Origin of the sequence: Neomegalonema sp. (assembly GCF_028688855.1) — a bacterium.
Taxonomy (GTDB): domain Bacteria; phylum Pseudomonadota; class Alphaproteobacteria; order Rhodobacterales; family Rhodobacteraceae; genus Neomegalonema.
The window spans coordinates 25,774-46,831 of sequence record NZ_JAQTXI010000020.1 but is presented as its reverse complement, the minus strand read 5'-3'; the positions used below and the strand labels follow the sequence as shown (position 1 = coordinate 46,831).

Genomic DNA, 21,058 nt, shown 5'->3' with positions numbered 1-21,058 from the left:
GTTAATTAAAGCTGTCCCGTGAGTGTTAAATATTTCAATTAACGTATCAATGAAAAACTCCGGGAATTCTTGATATAAGTATTTAGTAATGCTTGTTTCGAAATTATCAAACTCTAATCCTTTGAATAAAAGCAATCTTCTGAAAGGATTCCCCAAATCTTTAATGAGTCTTTCATCGAACGGCCCCGCAAAGCCATATCTTTTTGCTACTTCAACTTGAACCCTGAAGTCGTCTATTTGGGTTCGGTATTCTTCCCCTCCAAGTTTTTTGATTCACGGTTCACCTCATTGATCTTGGAGAGAATATTAGTATATTTCTCTGTAAGTGCCGCCATCAAAGACGGATTGAGGGCGATCATTCGAGATAGTTCCGCTTGATCTGTTGGGGTTTCTGCGATAGATTTATTATCCTGATCTCTCAAGATTTTAGGGAGGAGAGTCATGATTGTGTCAAACCTTGCATTTTTTTCTGCTACCTGTTGGGCAAGGTCAACGGGTTTGTTTTTCTCTTGTGCCTCCCTTACGTCTTCATCGGTGATCCGGTCGAGGTCTTTCCTCCAGTCCGATTCATTAATCGGCATCTCTTGAAGTCCGTCCTTGACACAAACGGCATATTCCCTTTGATAACATCTTTCCTGGTCTTTTAGGATTGTAAAGATGTCCGGCGCGGCCAGTCTAAACTTGAAAGTCTGAAGACCTACCTTGACTTCAAAATCTTCAATAATTTCTGCGCCTTCATTTGCTTTTCTGAGAAGATCAAGCGTTCGGGGTTTCATTTCTAGCGTCTTTCCCATTGTTTTCCTCTTTTAGTTTGTCGATTTCTTTAAAGGCGAAGTCGTGCTTGTACTTGTTATAAAGTGCCACAACTTCTTTTTTCGGCATCAATTCAACGATCTTGTCCCTCGGTGGAAGGTCTTTAAAGTCGTAAATCATAACGACCATTTGGCCCACCACCACACAAGTTTCAAGATTAGGCGAAGGGCCGCCAGCTAACTTAATGGCGGCCCATTCGTATATGTCCTTTGTACAATATTTTTCTTCCATGTTCTTTCCTCTTATATTATCTTTAAGTGGTTATTTTCGCGTAAAGAATCTGCACCGTGTCACCCGCCGTCGGTGTAGCCAAAGCTACTGTAGTCGTGGCTACGGTGACATCTTCAACCCATCTTGTACCCGTAGAAGCACTGGAAGACTTCGTTTTGGCGTAGACCAGTTTAGACCAGTACCAATCGTTATCAATCGAGGGAGAGGCCAGTCTGATCGGTGTCGCCGAAAGGGTGTATGTCGTCAAAGTAGCACCCGATCCTGTGGCTGTCCACTGGTCATAAACCAACTCCGCGCCGCCGGTGAGAAGGAACGGTTCGTGGTAGGTATGAAACGGGATAGTCGCATCTTCATAATCCATCGGATTTGAAAAACTCAAATCGTCAATGATCATGTCCTGAACACAAGCACTGAAAAGATGCGTCTTGTTGTCATCATCCCTACAGACCGCTTCCCAAATAACCTGCGGGTAGTCGTTGTCCATTCTCATGGAAATTGCGCCGTACTGAGTCGCCGAAGTCGTTCCCCAAGTAATACCTTGAATCTTGGCAACGACCTCTCCAAAAGAACCGGAAAGAACTGTAATTGTTCCGTCCCATCTCGGCCCGTGTTTAATGTGGGTCTTGAGATCACCGGCTCCCTGTTGGAGAATATCGGTTTCCTCGTCCCATGAAGGCTCGCCCCACTCAACCGCGACAACATTGGTCATGTTAGTCCACGATACCGGAGCGGTTGCGGTTGCCTCACACCTGACGATTCTGTTAAGAGTAAATCTGCCCTTTTTGTGTACCGTACTCGGAGGAGCAGACAACTGCGTAGAAACACTCATAAGTAACTCCTTATTATGCTATAATCCTCAAATCGAACTCCCTTCTGAATTCTTTTGTGTCCTCTGTTGAGACTATCCTCGGCCCATTTATCCCTTCGATAACAACCCCTTGAGCATATAGGGTCGTATCGGAATTAGTCGCGGCCAGGGTTACGTCAAATGTGGCGTTCATGCAAGAGTATGGATCATTAAAATAATCCATCAAGTAAGAGGTCATCATTTGAATCTCTTCTTGCCCGCCCGTTTTTCGGTCGTCCCAAACTCCGACAATCATTGAATACTCTTTGGTTCTCTTGCTTGCGCCCTGCTGTAAAACGCGATCCCCCGCAAGTACGGGGTCTTCCAAATAAATGAGCGGCTTTGAGAAATCCGTAAATACGTCACTTTCAGGAAATCCTTTTAAGGCCGTCCATGATGTCCACGGGGAAGTCGTGGAACATAACTTATTCACTAATGCGTGAACGCATTTTAGAATATCATGCGTAATGTAATTTTGTCTAATAGCCATCTCAGTAACCGTAATTATTTATCTTTGAAAGTTCCTGGAATATTTTAGACTTTATCATATTAATATATCTCTTTTCGTTTGTTCTAACTACGTCACCCAAAAACCTCCGGGGTGGTACGCCTTTGGCCCCATCGTGAACGTACTTTGCATAATTAGAAATGTGCGGATCACAAAATATAGCCGCCTGTAAAGTCGAGATCGGAACCATTTTTAACGATCTTCTTAATTGACCCGTCCTGACTGGTACGGGCATCTTACCGATTCTTGAGTCCTTACTTCCCGGTATTCCCGGTTTAATCCCCGGCCCCTTTAAATTAGATAAGGTTTTGTCAAACAAGTCTTGAGCTACTTCAAATACTCCGATTCTCCCGGATGTCGCTATGGCGGTTTTAACCCTTCGTGACTTTAGGTTCCACCTTGACCAGTCTATGTTCTTCGTACTAATCTGGCTACCTCCCCCACTCCTGCGGCTATAGTGGAAACATCCCTTATTGAGTAATCTACCCCGCCTTTAGTAATTTTATTAACGTATTCGGTTCTGTCTTTTAACGTAACCAAAATTGCACTTGCTGTTTTAACCGCACCCCAAAGTATTAAATCGTCATTATTAATCTCTCCGATAGTCTCTAAAAATTCCTTGCCTCCGGGGATTGAGTTTCCTATTAAATTAGGTGGACTGAATACCGCTTTAATCGCTGTTCTGGTATATGTAGCGTGAATAATTCCCGTCCCGTTACAATCTGAAGCTGAAGGATTTATAGTTCTATGCCATTCCTCAGAATAACTCGGCCTTGCAGAATCATAATAAACCATGCACGGACACGTTGACCCGGAAGTCACCGTTAAAGTCGCGGCTTCGGCTAAATCCGATCTAATTAACCACGACATGAACCAGGTTTGCTTGCTCACTGCTCTCCACCCATAAAGTCAAACGCTGAATCTTCGCCGGTGTACCTGAGATCAACATTGGTATTATCATATCCGGACGGATGATAATCCGCTCCACCTGAATGTGTATATTCCCATTTATTAAAGTAGAACCCCGCAAGATTTAGTAACTCTTTGACTTTCTTTTCAAAATACTCCGCAAGTGAAACCTTGTCTTTTGCTCCCACACTAAACGACCTAACCGGGCCAGCTTGAAAGTCGTCTTTTGGAGGGATTGAGACTACCGCACCGGCCACCCAATAACACTCAGCCGCCTTAAGAAGATTTTGCGTATCAGTCCCGGTGACTGCGGCATAATTAGTATATCCATTAGTAGAACAAACCCCATTCAGCCAGGAGTCGCCCGCTGTTATATAAGGTGCCGAATGGAGCATTGTATCGGAGTATTCCGAAGAGTTCCAATTTCCGGTGTATCTTACTTCAGTTGCTGTAATAATTGACATCTATTTACCCTTTTTGGTAACTTCTTGCAACCGTTTATCAATGGATTTAATATTATATCTTTTTACTATCTCTTGGAAGTCTTCCAAAGTCTCCGCTTTAACCAAATCATGAGCTAAAAGTTTAGTACCTAAAACTTGTTTGGAGTACGCATTTTGCAGATTGATAATATATAGTCTCTGCTTATGGATAGTTGCTTCCGCAGAATCAAGAAGCTGGACGGCTCTCTCGAAATCTACAACCTGACTTGTATCATTTAAGGCCGTATGAACGGAGCCTTTATTATCATGGTTTTGCTGTGATTGACAAGAACCGTCCAGCCAAATCAAAACTGCGAAAATTGCAATCAATATGCCTATAATTCCAAGTAGTTTCTTCATATTATTTCCTCGTATAAATTTGTTAGTTTCTCGATGTGATTCTCCATGCAAAGTTCATCTCTGGTAAGTATCAGATTTTTCCTTTTCTCTATATGCTCCCCCCATCTATTTATTAATTCTTTGGGATGATTCAGGGAGAGTCCTATATCGTACTCTTTGATAATCTTTGAAGTTTCCGGACAGTTAAACGAAACAGAGGGAACCCCCGCTGCAACTGAATCCCAGAACTTATTTGGAAGTGCATAGTCCCAAACTAAGGTAAAACTTTTTTGCCAGTTTCCTACTAAATTCCAGGAATGTTCACCCAATCTATCTAACAGGACATGATAAAACTGTTTATCCGGTTCTACTCCGAGTTTAACATAGTGGTCTTTTGTGACATCGGGTTTCTCTACTCCGAAAGAGGGGGAATATGCAAAGACATGGATTTTCCCCTTAATCTCTTGGAGAAATTCGGTGTAGTCTCTCCATCTGTTCCAACCTTCTTTTTCTACCATTTGAGGGCTAACCATTCCCCCTTGAATCGCCAAACCTCCACGTATGGCAAACTCCCTGATTCTAAACTCTTTCCTCGGACACGCCGAGGGAACGTAAATAGTCTTTTTGCCTGTCCTCTTTACGACCTCATCGCGGCACTTTTTAGACGGAGTTACAAATGCATCCGAGACTAAAGCCGCAGAGTCTTCCATGTAAAAAGCCAACTTCTCTTTTTCGGGATAGATATAACTTTGTTCCTCTGTGAGTCTCCAATGGTGTGAGTCGTGATAATCCATGATTATAACTGCGTTAGGAATGACTTTCCTGACAGTAACCACGTACCAATTCGGTTCATTGTGGATATGCCAAATGTCTATCCTGTCCTTTAAAGTCCTTACAACTTCTTCAAAATCCAAAGGGTTTAAATAGACATACGCCGACTTATAGAAATGCGAATTGTTTAATCTGTTAGTTACAAGATGAACTTCATACCCCAAATCTTTTAAAACGATAGCTTGTTTTAAAGCCCTTATACAGTGATGCTGACTTACAAACGCTATTACTGGTTTCTTCATTTCTTTCCTCTCATGATAAGTTTATCTATTGCTCTCATTTGTTTCTCTAAAGAATAATTATCAACGACATACTTTTTATACTCTTGAGAATTATATTCATCAGAAGTGATCTGTTTGATAAACTCTTCCATATTAGTAAATACATACTTTTCAGGCCAAATACTTTCTACCCCATCGAACCAATGAATAACAGGTTTAAGTCCGCAAAGCATTCCTTCGGCGATTGAATACCCGAAAGTTTCACGATAGCTTGCAGATACAATATAATTCATGTTAGAATGTATGTCGTTTAAATCTTTTACCCAATCATGAAAAGCCACATGATCCTGAATGCCCATTTTCTTAATTGCTTCCTGAAGGTATATCTGCTGTTCTCCGTTTTGAAACTTTCCCACGAAGTGCAAAAAATACCTCTGGTCTATTTTTAAAAGTTCGTGCATGGCATAAAGTAAAAACTGATTATTCTTTCGTGGATTTATATATCCCGCACAAACCAAGTTAAAGCCTTTTTCATGCTTGTTAAAAGTGAACTTGTCTAAATTTACTCCGTTATGGATTACTTTTATCTTATCTTCCGGTACTCTCCCTTTTAGTGGTTTCTTGCTTACATCTGAAACTATAATGAGATCATCAATATAATTCCAGTCAATTTGTTCTGGGTAGCTTAAGTATGCCTCATATCCATGAAGCCTCACTATATTTCTACAGACCTTAGGAAGGTGTGAGGCCGTTATCGCTGTCTGTTCGCACCATTCAAACCAGGAAACATCTGACCATTTCATAAGTTCGAAAAGTTCCTGCGTGGTTCTGGTTTCCTCTGCTCTTACTTCGTGTTTCTTTTTCAGGTGTTCTACTATGTCACCCACGAAATGCTTATTTACTCCGCAGTGTACCGCAATTTTCATTTTTACCTCTTTCTGGCTAATATTTTCTTGCCTGTCTTTTTTTCTTTTTCTTTATATTTTTTTATACTTTCCCCGGATTGCCTGACCATGTATTTAAAAAACTCAAGCTGTTCTTCCCAATCCATAAATAAACTTGTCAATATTGTATGTATGTAATACATCAAAGAATAATTATCTTCAATGTAAAATCCCAAATTTTCCATGACAGCCTTGCTCGCGGGTTGTATTAATTCAAGTATATGGTTTCTATTATAGCTCTCAAAATCATATTTAACGTCAAGCCTATTTAGAAAATCAACCATGTCCATTTCGTTTCTGAGATTTTTAAACCATATCTGAATTTTGTCGTCCCTGTCAAGATAGTGATACGCATCACATACCGCGCGAGACAAAATAAGTTTAGTGAAATAAAATCTACTTGATCCCGGTAAATCTTTTTGCTTATAAAAAACGTTCAATTCTCGATAATAACCATTCATCTTTACCTCTTTTCTCTTTCAAATAAGTAAGTAGGACTAAAATTAAAAACCCCCGTTACTTTGTACCCCCAACTTTTTAAAATATCAGAAGCCTTATTATCATACGTTTCCATGTAAATAAGGGGGCTGAATTTATCAATCGTTTCATGCGCCCCCCTTAAGACTTGGCTCTCCATTCCCTCGACATCAATTTTCATCATCCTTACATTATTTATTCCAAACATATCGAGAGGACTCACATTTATCATACCTTCACCCGGTACAAAAGTAGAGTTCCCGATATTGTTATCCGCTATTCTTAAGTGACCCATTCCAATTTTATCGCCCAATGCTATATTATAAATCTCTATATTTGCGTCATTCTTAATCTTGTTAAACCCCAAAAATTCCAAGGCTCTTGGATTCGGTTCAAAAGCGTATACTTTACATTTACATACTTTAGACCAAAAGATTGAATGATTCCCAATGCTTGCACCTATATCAATTACAACGTCACCCTCTTTTAGTCTCTTTTCCGAATCCATTAACATTATCTTTTCGTAAAACCCGTTACTTTCGATCATTTTGATTTGATGATCCTCTTCCGGGCCGATAAAGTATATTATTTCTTCTTTATATCTTAATTTAATTTCTTTCACGTCTTGCCCTCTTAAAAGTAGAACAGGGGGACGGTTTGTCCCCCCGTTCCGTTAAAGATTAATAATCCCCCAAAGCCACCCAAACAATTTTGATCGTTCCTTGAACGTTAAGAAGATCGTTAGCGGAAGCATCGGCGGCGGTTATGGCAACGTTCAGCCACATATCCGCATCCGTACCAGTGCCGTCAATCAAAGCATCCGTCCCTGATTGGGCCTGAACCGCCTTAGTGCCAGCCGCAAGATCGCCTTCGATCTTTGCTACGATGTCCTGTTCTGTTGCAGCAAGCTCTTCATTGTCAACCGCGACCTGAGTAGACCCAACCCCGATGTCGTAAGTAGCATCATCCACTATTCCACCGGCTCCAGCGGTAACTGTAAGCGTTACAACGGAACCAATAATCTTAATGGCTCCCGCTGGAAGGTCTGCCAACTTAAAACTTCCGTGACATCCGGCAGCCGCGGCATCTGTCATCGTTATTCGGCAATTCGTATTAGTAAAAGTGAATACCGAATAATTAATATTTCCGACCGTGTTTGCAGCAGTCAACGAGTCGCCGCCAGTAGCCAGGAAGGTCGTGCCGTTATTTCCCACGTCCTTAAAGTCAGTGAACGTAGCCACGCCATCAGACGTAACATTTCCCAAGCCAGTCACTACGCCAGCAGTAGAAATGTCCCAATCCGAGGAATTGACTTCAACCGTAACTCCACCCCCGCCGATAGCAACCGCCGGATCATTTCCTGCGGTCACCGTAATACCAGCAACGTAAGCCGGGCCGGTATTATTATCGTAGGGTTCGATTGAAATTGAGTTCGAAGCGGTTTTACCTGTAGCAACGACCACCTTTGTGCCGTCCGGCCTTAGACTATCGGCTTGAACCAGACCCACATTGGCAATATCACCATCCGAAACATCAAAAGCATCTGTCGCAAGATTGAGCGTACCAAAATCAACGGTCGCAACAGATGTCGCAGATGAGACATTAATAATGTCTGTGCCAAACGCAAGGTTCAAATCCTCGTCATTTTCCTTAAAGATGATCTGGTTATCAGTCACGTTTGAAACAGTCGCGCCGTTTACCAAAGTTACTATACCAGTTGTGTCTACACTAAAAATAGACGCGGCATTTACGTAGATGTCCAGAATTTGAAGATCAAGGTAAGGATCGATCTGAACATAATCCGTTGCATCAACTGTGGGTTTGAATACTTTTAAGTAATCGGTGTTAATATCGAGAGCTTGGAAGTCAACCGCCGTAACACCTGTAGTGCTGGACAAATCAAGCGCATTCTCCGAAAAAGCGAACTTCAAGTCTTCGCTTGCCTCAAGAAGTATCCAGCTTCCGTTCGTTACGTTCGAGATCGTTCCTTCATTCGGCCCGATTATTTTTCCCGTAGAATCCACCCCGAACTTCCGGGTATTGCCTATTTCAAGGTCAATCGGATAAAGCGCGGTCGAAAGGTCAAACCGCAAAGTATCCGAATCACTTGAAAAATAGGTTTCACTGCCGGACTTGAAGGACTTATTATCAAAAGAAAAAGTTCCTTCGCGTACCCACCGGGCCAACTTAGCCCGATTGGTTACAGTTTCGGGGAGGGTCTGGGCGAAAATACTTCCCGCAATCAAAAATATTAGAATACTGAAATATTTACGCATCAACTACCTCCACCCGCTTTCGGCCTCGGCGCGGAGGCTCAACTGCTGTCGAAGCAACCTCGCCTTTGACCTCATAAGCGGGAACCTGAATCAAGAGTTTACGAGTGACCTTTTCCAGCCAGTATTTGTCGTCTGTAACTTCGAATACCTTATCCGGATTGGCCTCCCGTACCTTTTCCTGTTCATCGCCGTTTTCGTCCAAATACCTGAATCTCTTGCATCCGTAAAATTCAGTAATGGACATATCAACTACGTGACCATTCTGGTCATCATAGATGCACGGCTCTGGACATTTTACATAAAGTTTACCCATCTAATTTCTCCTTTTCTTTTAGTGTTCGATGTCAAGGCAGCCAATGGCGTTCTTGTCAATAATCGAGAATTTAGACCGCTTGGAAATAACTGTCCTGACTTGCTGCTTATTAATCACCTTGTCTGTTTCGGTCATGACTGTTGTATCGTTGGTTACGTAAGAAACCGCGAAATCAGGATCAACGCCGTAAAAACGGTCGGACGTAACGATTGACCTGTCCCATTCATAACCAACCGGGAGCTGCATTCCTGTCATGCCCCACTGCGAAGCCGGGTTCTGCATATCACTAAGTGCATCCCAATACTTCTGCATATAAGCCTTTTTACCTACAAACTTTTTCATCTTATAGGGCAGATTAAGAGAAGATGCGAACTTGATAATATCCAGCTTTTCAATCGCGGTCGTGGTAACCGAAGTCTCAGTATTTCCGGACTGCAAACCGTTGGAGTTTCCGTCACCGTTGATAAGTGCATAAATCAAATCATCGGTTTCGTCAATACCAAGCTGTGCGCCAATCTGCCTCAAGGCTGTGGCGTAAAGGTTGAGAGGCGTATCATAAATGGCTTCGTAGTCAAAATCGAGTTCAATCATGTATTTCTCAAGACTGACCTGTTCCTTTTTGACCTTGAAGTGCTTCAGCGGAGCCTCGGAGCCTCTGGTCGTACGTGCCGTCTGCCTGTCCTGCTCGGAGTCATCCAGATAAATCTTCCTAAAGTCAAGTCCCTGAATAACCACCGTTTCAGCGATCAGTTCGGGAACCAGAGAAGCCTGGAGTGCCCCAACGTAAATCTTGTCCTGCACAAACCACGGAAAGAGAACTACCGTGTCGGCATTCACGAAAAACTTGGACACTGGATCAGTAAATGACCCGTGCGCCTTAATCCCGTGCGCATACAAAGCGATTTCCATTGCTGTCGGGGGAACGTCTTTTCCCTTTGCGATGAGTTCCCTGCGAAGCTTCCAGGTTTCGAACGTGGTTTTTCCCTGATAAGGTGTAGCATCAAACCCGCCGCCTTCATTGGTCGTGATATGATCTTCCATCCAGACATTGAGGGGAATACCCTTCATGGCTGCGTCTTCGTACATTCCCTTATCAAGCTTCTTGAGCTTGTTTATATCACCTTTTACAATCATTCTATTGCTCCTTAAATAATCACATCAACAAAACCGGACGAGGGCGTATCAATTTCAAGAATCTTGCCGATACCAGTCGTGGACGTAGCCACCACATCATGATATGTGCCGGAAGAAACGAGGATTTGATAACCCAAAGAAGGCGTACCAGAATACGCAAAATTCTTCACCGCAACTGCGCGGGTATAAACACTATTCGAATCTGTGTACCCCCAAATACGGCACGTCAAAAGATATGTATTGGTCGCGTCTTTTTCGAACGCTATAATATCACCGTCCGGCTTAGCATTTGCCGCCGGGGAAGTCACTGTGTAGCCATCGCTCGTTGCGATCTGTACAAGTTTTCCCACAACGTTAGTGCCGGAACTAACAAGAGAAACAATTTCAGCTTTGAAGGCAGTGTCGGGAATAAACGTCCTGGTAATGAAATTCCCGCCGTCTCCCCCACCGTATACTCTGCTCATTTTTAACTCCTAAATATGTGCATCAATTTTATGGACTTTCCTTGAATCTTGCGTCTCTGTATTCTCCGGCAGGACTCCCGTATTAGGATGATCCTGTGCCCACTTACCCCTAAACTCCTCAAGATGAACCTTGATCTGTTCGACAGTCATTGAGGCCAAAAGTTCCTGGTCTGCCCTTACGGATTCAACGTCACTTTTAACAAATCCGCACAAGACTTTAAACTTATTGGTTTCTTCAATTAGAAATTGCTTATATTCATCGCCGAGCTTGGACTTCTCTTGAAGGACTTTGATCTTTTCAGTATCAAGATCACCGAGGACAGCCTTTACTTTTTCAAGTTCTGACTTTGTTTCATCCAGAACCTTTTTATTTTCCTCGTCCCTCAGATTAGTTTTTTCTATAACATCGGCCTGAAGTTTGGCAATCCCTTCATCGGTAAGATCGTATTCACCTTCGATGCCCAGGGCTTTTACTTCAATTTTCATCCTTTTAACCTCCGTTGTTTCCGGGCGCGTAGTCTCAATCTTGTCAAGGGTCTTTTCGGCGGCGGCTTCAAATGTCCCGCCCTTTTCATCGCAATAACTCTTTGCGGCAGATTCCGTCCAGACACTCTTTTTAAAGCGTAACGCTTGAATCTCAGACTTCCCTTCCGAAATTCCATATATAACGTCTACGCATTTTCCCTCATGTTCGAACTCACAATTTTTTCTTGCAAATGAATCGTACTGTCCGGGGTCTTTCAGTCTGCAAGCGTGTTCTCCGGCGTAAGGTTTAATCACTTCGTCAAAAGAAATCAGCTTGTCCTCGTCCTCAAAACTCTTTTTCCTTGACCTTGCCCCGTACTGACTACCCAACCAAACATAACTATTTTCTAATGCTTCTGCCTCCGCTGTTTCGGTGTTAACAAATTCCCACCATTTAACGTTGCCGTCTTTGTCTTTAACGGCAACCTTATCCGGTGCCCTAAAACCTATAGACTCATAAGAAACAATTCCCGCATCAATCTTCCTTGTCAATTCAACATTATCTGCCAACATATACCACTTAACCACTAACCAATAAATGGCTCCATCCCTGGTCTTGACATCTTCTAAGTGTTCCGCGATTCCCTTTGAAGGATGCGGCCCGATCATCTTTAGGGATTCATCAAGGGACTTTTGGACTACCTCAGAATCAAAACAAATCCCTTCGCCTGGATTCCCCCATGCATGACCGAACAGTTTAGGCTTTCCTACTATCGTTTTGGAAAAACTCATTAATACCGGAGGAGTAAACCTCTCCCTGTCCCTGTCAACTATATTATTGGCAAGATAAGATTTGTATACTCTAATGTCTTTAGGATTAAAGTTCTCAGGAGCGATCATAAACTCTTTTACTTTTTCAAAATCGCCGCCATCGGCTTTGACTGCCTCAGACTTGACATAAAGTTTCTTGTCAACTCTGGAATTTTGTTTAAAGGTCATTTGTTCCACCCATTTTAAACATTCATCAGGATTTGAGAATGTCCTTTTAATTCTATTGTCATGATTCACCGGATTTTCCGGATCGTCCAAATAACACCTTGGAAACCGTATAAATTCTCCCTCATTCTCAATTCCCCGGTCGTCTATTATTAATCCTTTGGGATTGGTGAAATAATAGAATCTTCGGGTTTCCCTTGAGAGTTCCATTCCTTTTCCTTTATGACTTTAGGCATTTTTCCAAGAAATGTTTTAGTACGCTTCTTTCCATTATCTAAATATCTAACTTCCAACTTATTTGCCTTTTCCGTAAATTCATCAAGTTTCTTTATGCTGAATTTGTCCATTTTTACTTCATCAACATAATAAGTCAAACTGCATTCGGCATACCTGACATTGTTAATCTTTACGCTACTATGCTCTGAAACCATTCTAACTTGAGAATATAACGGAATGCTTATAAATAAAAACAAAAAAAGGTTTTTCATGTCACCTCTATGGATTGGCATCCGGCGAAACTATCTGGAAATAATCAGTCCCTACGGTGTCATAAATACAAACCACCCATGATCCAACTTCGATATAATTGTCTTGAGGGTCTTGATCATGTAAAGACTTCAAACCCTTTGCTCCGAGCGCGTTAATCTGTAAAGTACACGCTCCGGTATTGGCTACACCTGCCTTGAATTTAATTTCAAGTCCATCCGAATAAGCAGTAATATTGGAAGACGTAAATCCGTAGCTGTCATTAACCAAAGAAGTGTCTTTGAAAGTATTCACACTTTTATCAAAATCATATCCAGAGCTTTGCGTTGAAGTAAATCCCCATTTTGCTAAAGCAGGTGTGGCATTCGCTGCCAAGTTAATCCTGAAATGTTCCGCTGTCGTTCCGGCTCCTGCGTCTGCGTCACTGGAAATATTCAGCGTCCAGTCATCACTATTTTCAGGCGTGGGGTTTCCTATTCTCCAGGAAGAGTTGTCGAGATACCAGGCGTTGGCGGAATATAAAAGATTTCCATAGTTCGTACCAGTACAATAGAAATTCATACCAGATATGTTCCATCCGGCATAGCTATTTGTGATAATTCCACCTGATACCCCAATAAATCCAGTTACCTGCAACGGATAGGTCGGATTTTTATTCGCAATTCCAATATATCCATCAGGACCAATATAGATCGCATCCGTCCCTTTTGCATTCTGTATCGGGCTTGACAGTTTTAGATTCCCTTGAACAGTCAAATCACCAGTTGCATCTGTCAGCTTTTGAACAGTGATTGCAGTAATGGTGAACCGTGTCCCTGTGGGAGTGGGCGTTATGATAAGATTGGCAGTTGTGGTTGTCGTGATGTCATCAACATAGGTCGTGGATGCCGCACTCAGGGCAGATCCGGACGACCCGCCGAGGGTATAGGTTGCACCACTTGCCACCCCAACAGTTCCAGTTGTGATAGTAACTCGATACGTGGCTCCCATGGTGATCGTCAAGGCCGGATTGGGCACAGCCGTTCCAACGCCGTCTGCGTTCTTATTTAGAACCCCACCAGCAATGGGGGACTCCCAGCCTGCGCCGAGTGTCCAGTCGCCGTCTGTCAGAGCGGGGGCGATGTTGGACTCGTTTGTTGCGTTGACTGTCAGATTTGCGCCTGCGGAGGTTGCTCCAATAGTCACATCGCCCGTAGAATCCACCGCAAAAACAGTTACATTATCATCTTCGTATTCTAAAACATTCCCGGCTTTCGAAGGATCAATCTTTACCGTATCTCCATCATCCGCAAACCATGAAGTTGAATCGTATAGGCTTACTTCTTGATTGTGAATGTATTTTTGAACGATTAAGGTATCAAGTGTTAGATGTTCCGCAAAGATAGTTGTACTGTCTAAAGGTGCTAAGGTATCGGCGTAAATTTTAGCAAAAGATGAATCTTTTGGGATCATCACCCTTTGCATTTTTTGAGCGTATAAAGTAGAAAACGCCAATATTAGAAAAAGAATCTTTTTCATTAATACCTCTTGCGATTATATGCGTCTACTGTAATTACCGAGGTTCCGCTTTCAAGCCTAACAGTTACGGTATCGGTCACTACAGACATCGGTAAAATCCCGCCCGCTGCTACCCTAACTTTATGGGTCGTGTCCGCTCCAAATGAAACCAGAAAAGGCTTGTTAACATCATCACAAAAGACGTTGAAAAATTCGTACTTCTTAGTAAAAGCTAAAGTGTCCCAGGTCGTGCTTGCATTAGTTGTGTCGTAAGTCATGGAATCGTAAACGGCCTCTGCGAAATAAAGCACACCCGAAGAGTCCATTAAAGCGATCCTAAACAGGCTTGATTCAGCCCGGCCCATAATAGCCACGCCCGCCCGCTTGTAATCTGAGTATGGAGTACCAACAGAAACAGAATCTTGATGCATATATCTCTGGGCGTGAACCTGTGCAAAAAATGCAACAGTTAAAATAAACATTAGAATCTTTTTCATTTGGTTTCCTTATCGTTTTCCTTGATCATTTCCTTTAATTCGTCAATTTGCTTGTCTCTCATTTTGTTAATCACTTCTTGCGCTGCCTTGTGTTCCACAAGCTGCATTGAAACAGCCCTTACTAATTCTTCCCGCCTCACTGCGTCCCTCTGAAGTGTGCCTATCTGCCCCATTGCTATCCCCCATAAAGCAGCGACTAATCCAAGTATCACCGAAACGGTTATCAGTAATACTTTCCATAACCCTGACTTTTCCCCGTTTTCCGTCATATATGTTTCCATTTATATTAGTCATTTGTTTATTAGCATCTCATTAATAATTATTTAATAATGTTTTAGGATAAAAAAATATCTCAAGACATCCTAAATGTTCTTTAAAGGCGAATATCTCTTATAAAGCCCCTGAATCGGATGCTTTGTAATGATTCTTTTAAATTCCGGGTGTTCATTCATGAACTTCTCAACGCCGTTCCTTACTCTCTGCATTGTCATGTCATGACAAAGTATATACCCGCCCTCTGCTACATGAGGATAGTAAAGGTTCAAATCCTTGTTTGCTCCCTGTTCGGTATGTTCGCCGTCAACGTATAAAAACCAAATCTTTTCATCCCCGATTATCTTTTTGAACTCTTCGTAAAACGGTTCCGACTTTACGTTATAGTAATTTACAACTTCTTTCAGTCCTTCAAGCTCAATGTCTATTTCTGGCTTTAAGTCTGGCGACATGGTTATGACTTGTAACCCGCCGTGAAAGACTGCCTTGGCAGCCATGAGTGCAGCCGTCCCGCCTTTGCCTGTGCCTATTTCTACAATCCATCCCTGAAAGTCTTTCGGACATCGGTCTATGCAGTCTAATATAATATCTAATTCTCCGGTACTCTTTACTTGGCACGGCCCTCTTTGTTCTGTCTTCATCCAAAAGGGATCATTCCCGCCTTGAGGATTCCAGGTAAAGTTCTTTAAAACCCATTCGGCCCGTTCACGTAAATCCATTTGACCTCAGTTTCCCGAAAGGCATAGCGTTGTATTTGATGTATTGTCTCCGCATACGTATTCAGGATATGTTATTGTCCAATTCGGATAAACCTGTTTAATGTATGGATAACTTGGATAATATACCGGATACGTTACCCATGTCGTAGTGCTTTGCCCGAATGTTTTATTTAAAATATCCTGCAATTCTTTTGCCTGTTCAATCGTTAAGCTTAGTTCCTTCCCTGCAATCTTTATACAGACTTTCGAAATTTCAATTTTTTTGTTTTCCATTTTCTCTCCTATTCGTAATCAAAGTATTTATGCCCGTCATCGTCCTCTTTAAAAACAAATTCAACGGTCGGGTCTGTTTCCCATTTATCCTTTAAAAGCGTAGTAATCGGGTTTTTTTCTTTTCTTTCCCTCAAAACCTTCGGCCTTGAATACCTTCTTTTCGGGATCATCGGTCGTCTGTCCAACTTCTGATACCTCCCCTGACTTTTTCTTTTCAACCATCGGGTCTTGTTTGCAGCAAGGACAAATCTTCGGAAATCTCTTATTCCAAAAATCGTACTTGCTGATCTCTAATTCACTTCCGCAATTTTTGCAAATTATACCAGGCATTATATACCCCTTTTTTTATATTAACTCCGAATAATGAAAAAAGTTCCCGATTTTTTTAAAATTCTTAAAATATTTCATTGAACAGTAATTAGTCTTAAATTCTCCTCTGTGGGTGGTAACCCCAACCTCATTAGTTCAAGCTCCTCCTCGCTATATGGTCTATCGTATGGACTTTCGGGTCTGGTCTTGTTCCATGAATCTTGTATTGGTTGATCGGTTACATAGACCGGAACACGCAGACAGCGGCAGTTATGAACAACAAAACCTTGAGCGATATAACTTTCGTCATCTTCAACTGCAAGATTGTATAAGTCAATAGTTGTTTCCATGTATTTTCTTATGTTAACAATTACATGACCCATGAAATGTAAATCATTATTAAGTTTACTCCCCAATAAAATTTCAACAGTGTCAAATATATCAATATCGCCAGCCGGAATCCATTCTTTAATCTTGCTATCTTTTTTTATTGCGCTCACTGGGTGATTGTCTGAAAGTCTTAGTTTATACCCGTGATCCGGCAAATATAATTCAATCATCTTTTGATAAAATTCCGTATGTCTATGTAACTCGGTTACTTTTTTGAAATTCCCATTATGGGTATAAACAAGATCACCGACCAAAATTTCCTTGATCGGTCGCCATCCTTCATAAGTATATACTAAACAATCACCTTCAACGCTGTGCGGGTGACTTGATTCGACAGGTTTTGGCCCAGAATCTGCCTGAAATACTTGCCCGTCCAAATAAGCGCAAACATCACATCCCGGAGTAGCAGAAGCCTCCCATCTCTCATAAGGGACTTGGTACTCTTTGACTAATGCGCTGAAAGCCGCATCCGCTGCAAGGGCCGCTTCACTTCGTGCTATTCTGTTCCAATACCATGCCTTGCCCTCTCCGACTCTATTGTGTATTTTTCTGGCTACTGTCATTGATCCAGTGCCGTTCTTTGCCATGTCCTTTAGTTCTGCGATAATGTCTTTTAGATGTTCCTTGCCTAACTCTGTTTTAATCCTTAACCCACCGGCTTTAACGGCATTCATTAGATATTTATTATTTAGATTGATCACCCGTTTCTTTTTCTTCTCAAATTCATCCGGGTCTACATAGTCTGGTAAAGCATCAAGCAGCTTGTCGAAATTCTTATCATACCCCATACTGAAAGCGTCCAACATATAAAACGGAAACACCGCTTCCGATTCGGCGACCACTTTGGCACTCTTAGTTCCAAGTATATCTTCTCGCCATTTAAAAAATACCCTTGCCAATAGTGCGGTCATTGTTTGACTGTATTCGAACGGCTTACTTTCATCCTCTTTATCAGTTAGATAATATTCCCTTACAGTATCTATAGTTGGAAGTTTTAAAACTCTCAAGATTTCTTTTTCGTGTTCGGTGACTTCCATCATTAAGGCGTTAAAAAACTCTTTTTCGAGTTTCCGCATTTCCGGCCATTGAGCAGGTAAAGATGCAAGCCTTAACTCTTGAGCGGGTTCCCTTGTGCCCTTGCAGATTACACATCCGCACGAATCGGGAACAGTCAAGCCCTTTGCTATGGATAGTTTTCTAAAAGTCATATTCTCCACGGCTTATTCTCTTTCACAAACCAGAACCATAAAGACATTACATCTTTCGGGTTCTTATAGTACCTGATGGATATATATAGAAACCTGAAAAATTCGGGAACGAAATATTTTATGAATTTAATCATGTCTTTCATAAAAGATTTTTCGCCATTTCTTTTACGTACTGCCTGCCTTTAAATTCCCTGAACCAGCCAGCCGGAGGATCGGACTTCAATATCTTCATTTCCCGTAAATAGTCCCTCGCCTCTTCTTCTGTCATCCATCCATAGCCTATTTGTAAAGCTATGTTCATGATCTGTTTTTCTCTGGCTTGTTCGTTAAACAGAAAAGCCTTTGCTACTTCAACCTCATCTAAAAGTAAAACGTCTTCCCAGACTAAATCCCATTTCTGGCCTTGCTGTCGGGTCATTACTAAATAGGTATCTATAATCCGTCTCAATATAGGCTCTAAACTTAATCTTTGATTGTTAATATTAGATACTATCTTGTCCGCTTGCATTTGGGACATTCTTTCAGTAGACGCCCAACTAATCCCTAACATATAAGGCGGGATGCCTGTCTTGGCGACTATATTTTCTAAAATGGTTCTGATTGAAAAGGTCTGTTCTTTAAGTTCAGCATCCGCTCCGAGAGTAGAAAAACTAACCTTGCCCCCCGGTATTCCACCGCCAAGATCGCCTGTCTTGCCCTGTCTTCTTAATTGGAAAACGTTCTGTAATTGCGTAAATATGGAATCCCTCAAATGAGTTACTTCTTTCGGGCTTGTCCCTTCGGGCGGCTCAATACTTACCGCTATTGTGGGGTCTCCGAATCTCATGGTATAGTTTTCGAAACTCTTTAACCACCTCAAATAAACCTGTCCATGTGTTACCATAGAATAAAGTAAAGATTTACCTTGAGGATGTCCCTGTCGTGTATCATACGCTAAGTAATATATCAAATCCATATTAGGTAAAGGAATGGCATTGAAGGTTCCGTTTTTATAAGTACACAAAACCAGCTTGCCCTCTTTTTCCGCAAAGATAAAATCTGTGCTTCTGCAAGTCTTTAATCTGTGAATCCCGTTCATGGTCTTTAAGGGTACATACTCTCCCACGCTATAGCCTGATTCATCTGTTGCGTCGTGAAGCTCTCCTATAAACGACCACAATCCTTTATTGAACCAATTAACTTGTACGTTGTCTATAAAATCCTCAATGTGCGCCTTTAGTCCTTCTTTCCCGTAGGTCTCGATTTGAAACTTACCAAGTAGTAACTTACGAATCAGTATCGCCGAATCAATAAAAGGAATTGACTCCCTCAATACCCTGAATAAGTCTAAATTATCTTTAAGGGGAGCATATTCATTAAACGCAGCAAGTACCGCGTCACTTGATCCCTCCCTTGTCTGTGGTGGAACGGGTTCGCCTGTCTTTGGCATCCTTGAAGAAATTCTAAAAAAATCGCTTGAGTTTACTATCTGCATAGAATCATTCCAGTTTAGTAATGTTTTCGATTAAGACACTGTTGGGAATTGTTATGTCTTTTCTTTGTTCTGAAATGACTCTCTTTAAATGACTTTCAAGTATTAGCAAGTCCTGTTCGTTTTTAATTGATTGAGTTTTATAAATAATATTTCCCTTATATTCCTTATCTCCGATATTAAACGACCATAATATCAAAAAGTTCCCGTTTTTTTTAAATGGGTTCATTTTTTTTCTCTTTCATCTTGCCGAATGTACTTATCAACTGCATGGTCTGCCTTTGTAGGTCTTCCATGATCTTATTCTTTTGAACTAATATAGCCGCATTTAAAAGCTGTTCCAAACTCTTTATAATATCTTCGCCGGGAACGTATAAATAACTAATGTCGCTTATTCCTGGAATGCCTACATCTTCGACAACGTACCACTTAACCGCTCGTGATTCGTCCATTCGCTGAAAACGGATAAACTTCTTTTTGTCGTCTTCGAGGAACCAACAGGCTACCGGGGAGGCGTTCATCGTTTTATTCCCCATTCATCGTCTTCGTAACAGTGTTCCATTAAAACCGCACCTACAGCCATACCTACCACAAACGCCCAAACATACCACATTTATTCCCCCTTATATCTTTTCCATGCGTCAACTAACTCTTGGAAGACTTCTTTTGGGCCTGATATGTAAAGCGGTTCGTAAGAATGGAGTAATATTACCGGAATCTGGAATAAGCCCGTTTCTGGAAATTCATTAGCTGCCCCTATGCTTGCAATTAAAGACAGGTCTATATAATCGCCAGTGGAAAGTTGATAAATAGACCTTTCGGGATTATCGAAATCTATTGATATATTTTCAGATACTGGCGGGTCTATTATGGGCTGTTCTATTATTATGCCCGCACCATTCATAACGACTTTACGCCCACTCATTTATCCTCCGGCGGTTCTGGTAGTGGCTGCCAATGGGTAACGTACAAATCACTGACAACTACATACATAACCTCGGGGTTGTATTTACTAATCCCCCATTTTTTATCATCGGGATAATAACAGACAATTCCAAACCCGTCGTCTTTCTGGAAAACCAAATAATCCCCTGGGCTTTCCGGCAACCTATCCTTTACTGAAATCCAACCGTTATTCTTTTTCATATCACTACCTCTTGGTCTATTATTAATTTCTTGAGTTCTTCGGGTGTCAATGCTGGCATGGGATTTTGATACCAATATTCTGGGAAGTTAAGTTCTTCGCCGCAATACAAGCAATAACATTTCCAATCCTTGTAAGTCTTCATCCCCGCATCCGGCCTCGAATTACAAGAGGGGCAAAGCCAATTCTCCAAATATATATTAGGTTTTCCGTCTTCCCATTTTACTGATGTCATCTTTTTCTCTCCTGTCTTATCTCTATCCCATCCTTGCAAGTTATGAAATCATTATCTAAAAATATCTGATACAAAGCCGTTTCAAGTGTGGTTATTTTATTATGAGTTAGTTCTAATTCGAATGATTTATTAACTACCTCTAATATTTCATGAAACAAGGCTGACATTCTTTCCTCATTACACAAGTCTTTGGCTAAATATATCACATGGGCGTAAGTATCAACCTTGCCTTCCGCTTCGATAATATCAGAAGCCAACTCCTCATTGATCTCGTACCAATAGCCTAATATTTTAACCCGCTTCATA

27 protein-coding genes are annotated in these 21,058 nt (G+C 41.6%); all 27 read right to left on the bottom strand.

The genetic code is table 11. The features are described from left to right. Positions 1-233: 233 nt before the first annotated feature. Positions 234-794, bottom strand: a complete 561-nt coding sequence (locus PHN62_RS14000; protein ID WP_300151686.1) for a hypothetical protein — start codon at positions 792-794, stop codon at positions 234-236. Then, positions 757-1,044, bottom strand: coding sequence for a hypothetical protein (locus PHN62_RS13995; RefSeq protein WP_300151684.1), 288 nt, complete (start codon positions 1,042-1,044; stop codon positions 757-759). Before PHN62_RS13995 ends, PHN62_RS14000 begins: the two co-directional genes overlap by 38 nt. A gap of 22 nt (positions 1,045-1,066) precedes the next feature. Beyond that, the gene (locus PHN62_RS13990) at positions 1,067-1,753 is read right to left on the bottom strand and encodes a hypothetical protein (protein ID WP_300151682.1); all 687 of its coding nucleotides are present in this window, start codon (positions 1,751-1,753) and stop codon (positions 1,067-1,069) included. 1,054 nt (positions 1,754-2,807) lie between these two features. Further along, a complete protein-coding gene (locus PHN62_RS13985) occupies positions 2,808-3,194 on the bottom strand; it encodes a hypothetical protein (RefSeq protein ID WP_300151680.1) in 387 nt (128 codons plus the stop codon). Between the two features lie 92 nt (positions 3,195-3,286). Further along, a complete protein-coding gene (locus PHN62_RS13980; protein ID WP_300151678.1) occupies positions 3,287-3,703 on the bottom strand; it encodes a hypothetical protein in 417 nt (138 codons plus the stop codon). A 69-nt stretch (positions 3,704-3,772) separates the two neighbouring features. After that, the gene (locus tag PHN62_RS13975; RefSeq protein ID WP_300151676.1) at positions 3,773-4,150 is read right to left on the bottom strand and encodes a hypothetical protein; all 378 of its coding nucleotides are present in this window, start codon (positions 4,148-4,150) and stop codon (positions 3,773-3,775) included. After that, positions 4,147-5,202: a glycosyltransferase gene (locus tag PHN62_RS13970; RefSeq protein WP_300151674.1), complete on the bottom strand. Its 1,056-nt coding sequence runs from the start codon at positions 5,200-5,202 to the stop codon at positions 4,147-4,149. The genes PHN62_RS13975 and PHN62_RS13970 overlap by 4 nt, the downstream gene beginning before the upstream one ends. Then, positions 5,199-6,107, bottom strand: a complete 909-nt coding sequence (locus PHN62_RS13965; protein ID WP_300151672.1) for a glycosyltransferase — start codon at positions 6,105-6,107, stop codon at positions 5,199-5,201. Before PHN62_RS13965 ends, PHN62_RS13970 begins: the two co-directional genes overlap by 4 nt. A gap of 2 nt (positions 6,108-6,109) precedes the next feature. Continuing rightward, entirely contained in the window at positions 6,110-6,586 is a 477-nt protein-coding gene (locus tag PHN62_RS13960; RefSeq protein ID WP_300151670.1) for a hypothetical protein, read from the bottom strand. A 2-nt stretch (positions 6,587-6,588) separates the two neighbouring features. Next, a complete protein-coding gene (locus tag PHN62_RS13955; protein ID WP_300151668.1) occupies positions 6,589-7,224 on the bottom strand; it encodes an FkbM family methyltransferase in 636 nt (211 codons plus the stop codon). A gap of 58 nt (positions 7,225-7,282) precedes the next feature. Further along, positions 7,283-8,878 carry a hypothetical protein gene (locus tag PHN62_RS13950; RefSeq protein ID WP_300151666.1) on the bottom strand — a complete coding sequence of 532 codons (1,596 nt, stop codon included), beginning with the start codon at positions 8,876-8,878 and terminating at the stop codon, positions 7,283-7,285. Continuing rightward, on the bottom strand, positions 8,871-9,191 hold the full coding sequence (locus PHN62_RS13945; protein WP_300151664.1) for a hypothetical protein: 321 nt from the start codon (positions 9,189-9,191) through the stop codon (positions 8,871-8,873). The genes PHN62_RS13950 and PHN62_RS13945 overlap by 8 nt, the downstream gene beginning before the upstream one ends. Before the next feature lie 18 nt (positions 9,192-9,209). After that, a complete protein-coding gene (locus tag PHN62_RS13940; protein WP_300151662.1) occupies positions 9,210-10,325 on the bottom strand; it encodes a hypothetical protein in 1,116 nt (371 codons plus the stop codon). Positions 10,326-10,336: 11 nt separating this feature from the next. After that, complete coding sequence (locus tag PHN62_RS13935) at positions 10,337-10,789, bottom strand: hypothetical protein (protein WP_300151660.1); 453 nt, start codon at positions 10,787-10,789, stop codon at positions 10,337-10,339. A gap of 9 nt (positions 10,790-10,798) precedes the next feature. Further along, positions 10,799-12,460 carry a hypothetical protein gene (locus PHN62_RS13930; RefSeq protein ID WP_300151658.1) on the bottom strand — a complete coding sequence of 554 codons (1,662 nt, stop codon included), beginning with the start codon at positions 12,458-12,460 and terminating at the stop codon, positions 10,799-10,801. After that, entirely contained in the window at positions 12,403-12,738 is a 336-nt protein-coding gene (locus PHN62_RS13925; RefSeq protein ID WP_300151656.1) for a hypothetical protein, read from the bottom strand. The genes PHN62_RS13930 and PHN62_RS13925 overlap by 58 nt, the downstream gene beginning before the upstream one ends. A gap of 7 nt (positions 12,739-12,745) precedes the next feature. Further along, positions 12,746-14,254 (bottom strand): hypothetical protein, encoded by a 1,509-nt coding sequence (locus PHN62_RS13920; RefSeq protein ID WP_300151654.1) that lies wholly within the window; start codon positions 14,252-14,254, stop codon positions 12,746-12,748. Further along, positions 14,254-14,730: a hypothetical protein gene (locus tag PHN62_RS13915; RefSeq protein ID WP_300151652.1), complete on the bottom strand. Its 477-nt coding sequence runs from the start codon at positions 14,728-14,730 to the stop codon at positions 14,254-14,256. Before PHN62_RS13915 ends, PHN62_RS13920 begins: the two co-directional genes overlap by 1 nt. Then, entirely contained in the window at positions 14,727-14,999 is a 273-nt protein-coding gene (locus tag PHN62_RS13910; RefSeq protein ID WP_300151651.1) for a hypothetical protein, read from the bottom strand. The genes PHN62_RS13915 and PHN62_RS13910 overlap by 4 nt, the downstream gene beginning before the upstream one ends. A 93-nt stretch (positions 15,000-15,092) precedes the next feature. Further along, a complete protein-coding gene (locus PHN62_RS13905; RefSeq protein ID WP_300151650.1) occupies positions 15,093-15,722 on the bottom strand; it encodes a class I SAM-dependent methyltransferase in 630 nt (209 codons plus the stop codon). A 6-nt stretch (positions 15,723-15,728) separates the two neighbouring features. Then, the gene (locus tag PHN62_RS13900) at positions 15,729-15,995 is read right to left on the bottom strand and encodes a hypothetical protein (RefSeq protein WP_300151649.1); all 267 of its coding nucleotides are present in this window, start codon (positions 15,993-15,995) and stop codon (positions 15,729-15,731) included. 404 nt (positions 15,996-16,399) lie between these two features. Further along, the gene (locus PHN62_RS13895) at positions 16,400-17,902 is read right to left on the bottom strand and encodes a Hint domain-containing protein (protein WP_300151697.1); all 1,503 of its coding nucleotides are present in this window, start codon (positions 17,900-17,902) and stop codon (positions 16,400-16,402) included. A gap of 139 nt (positions 17,903-18,041) precedes the next feature. Continuing rightward, positions 18,042-19,376: a hypothetical protein gene (locus PHN62_RS13890; RefSeq protein WP_300151648.1), complete on the bottom strand. Its 1,335-nt coding sequence runs from the start codon at positions 19,374-19,376 to the stop codon at positions 18,042-18,044. A gap of 212 nt (positions 19,377-19,588) precedes the next feature. After that, on the bottom strand, positions 19,589-19,894 hold the full coding sequence (locus PHN62_RS13885) for a hypothetical protein (protein WP_300151647.1): 306 nt from the start codon (positions 19,892-19,894) through the stop codon (positions 19,589-19,591). 92 nt (positions 19,895-19,986) lie between these two features. Next, on the bottom strand, positions 19,987-20,298 hold the full coding sequence (locus PHN62_RS13880; protein WP_300151646.1) for a hypothetical protein: 312 nt from the start codon (positions 20,296-20,298) through the stop codon (positions 19,987-19,989). After that, positions 20,295-20,519 (bottom strand): DUF551 domain-containing protein, encoded by a 225-nt coding sequence (locus PHN62_RS13875; RefSeq protein WP_300151645.1) that lies wholly within the window; start codon positions 20,517-20,519, stop codon positions 20,295-20,297. Before PHN62_RS13875 ends, PHN62_RS13880 begins: the two co-directional genes overlap by 4 nt. A gap of 229 nt (positions 20,520-20,748) precedes the next feature. After that, a complete protein-coding gene (locus PHN62_RS13870) occupies positions 20,749-21,057 on the bottom strand; it encodes a hypothetical protein (RefSeq protein WP_300151644.1) in 309 nt (102 codons plus the stop codon). Between the last annotated feature and the right edge of the window lies 1 nt (position 21,058).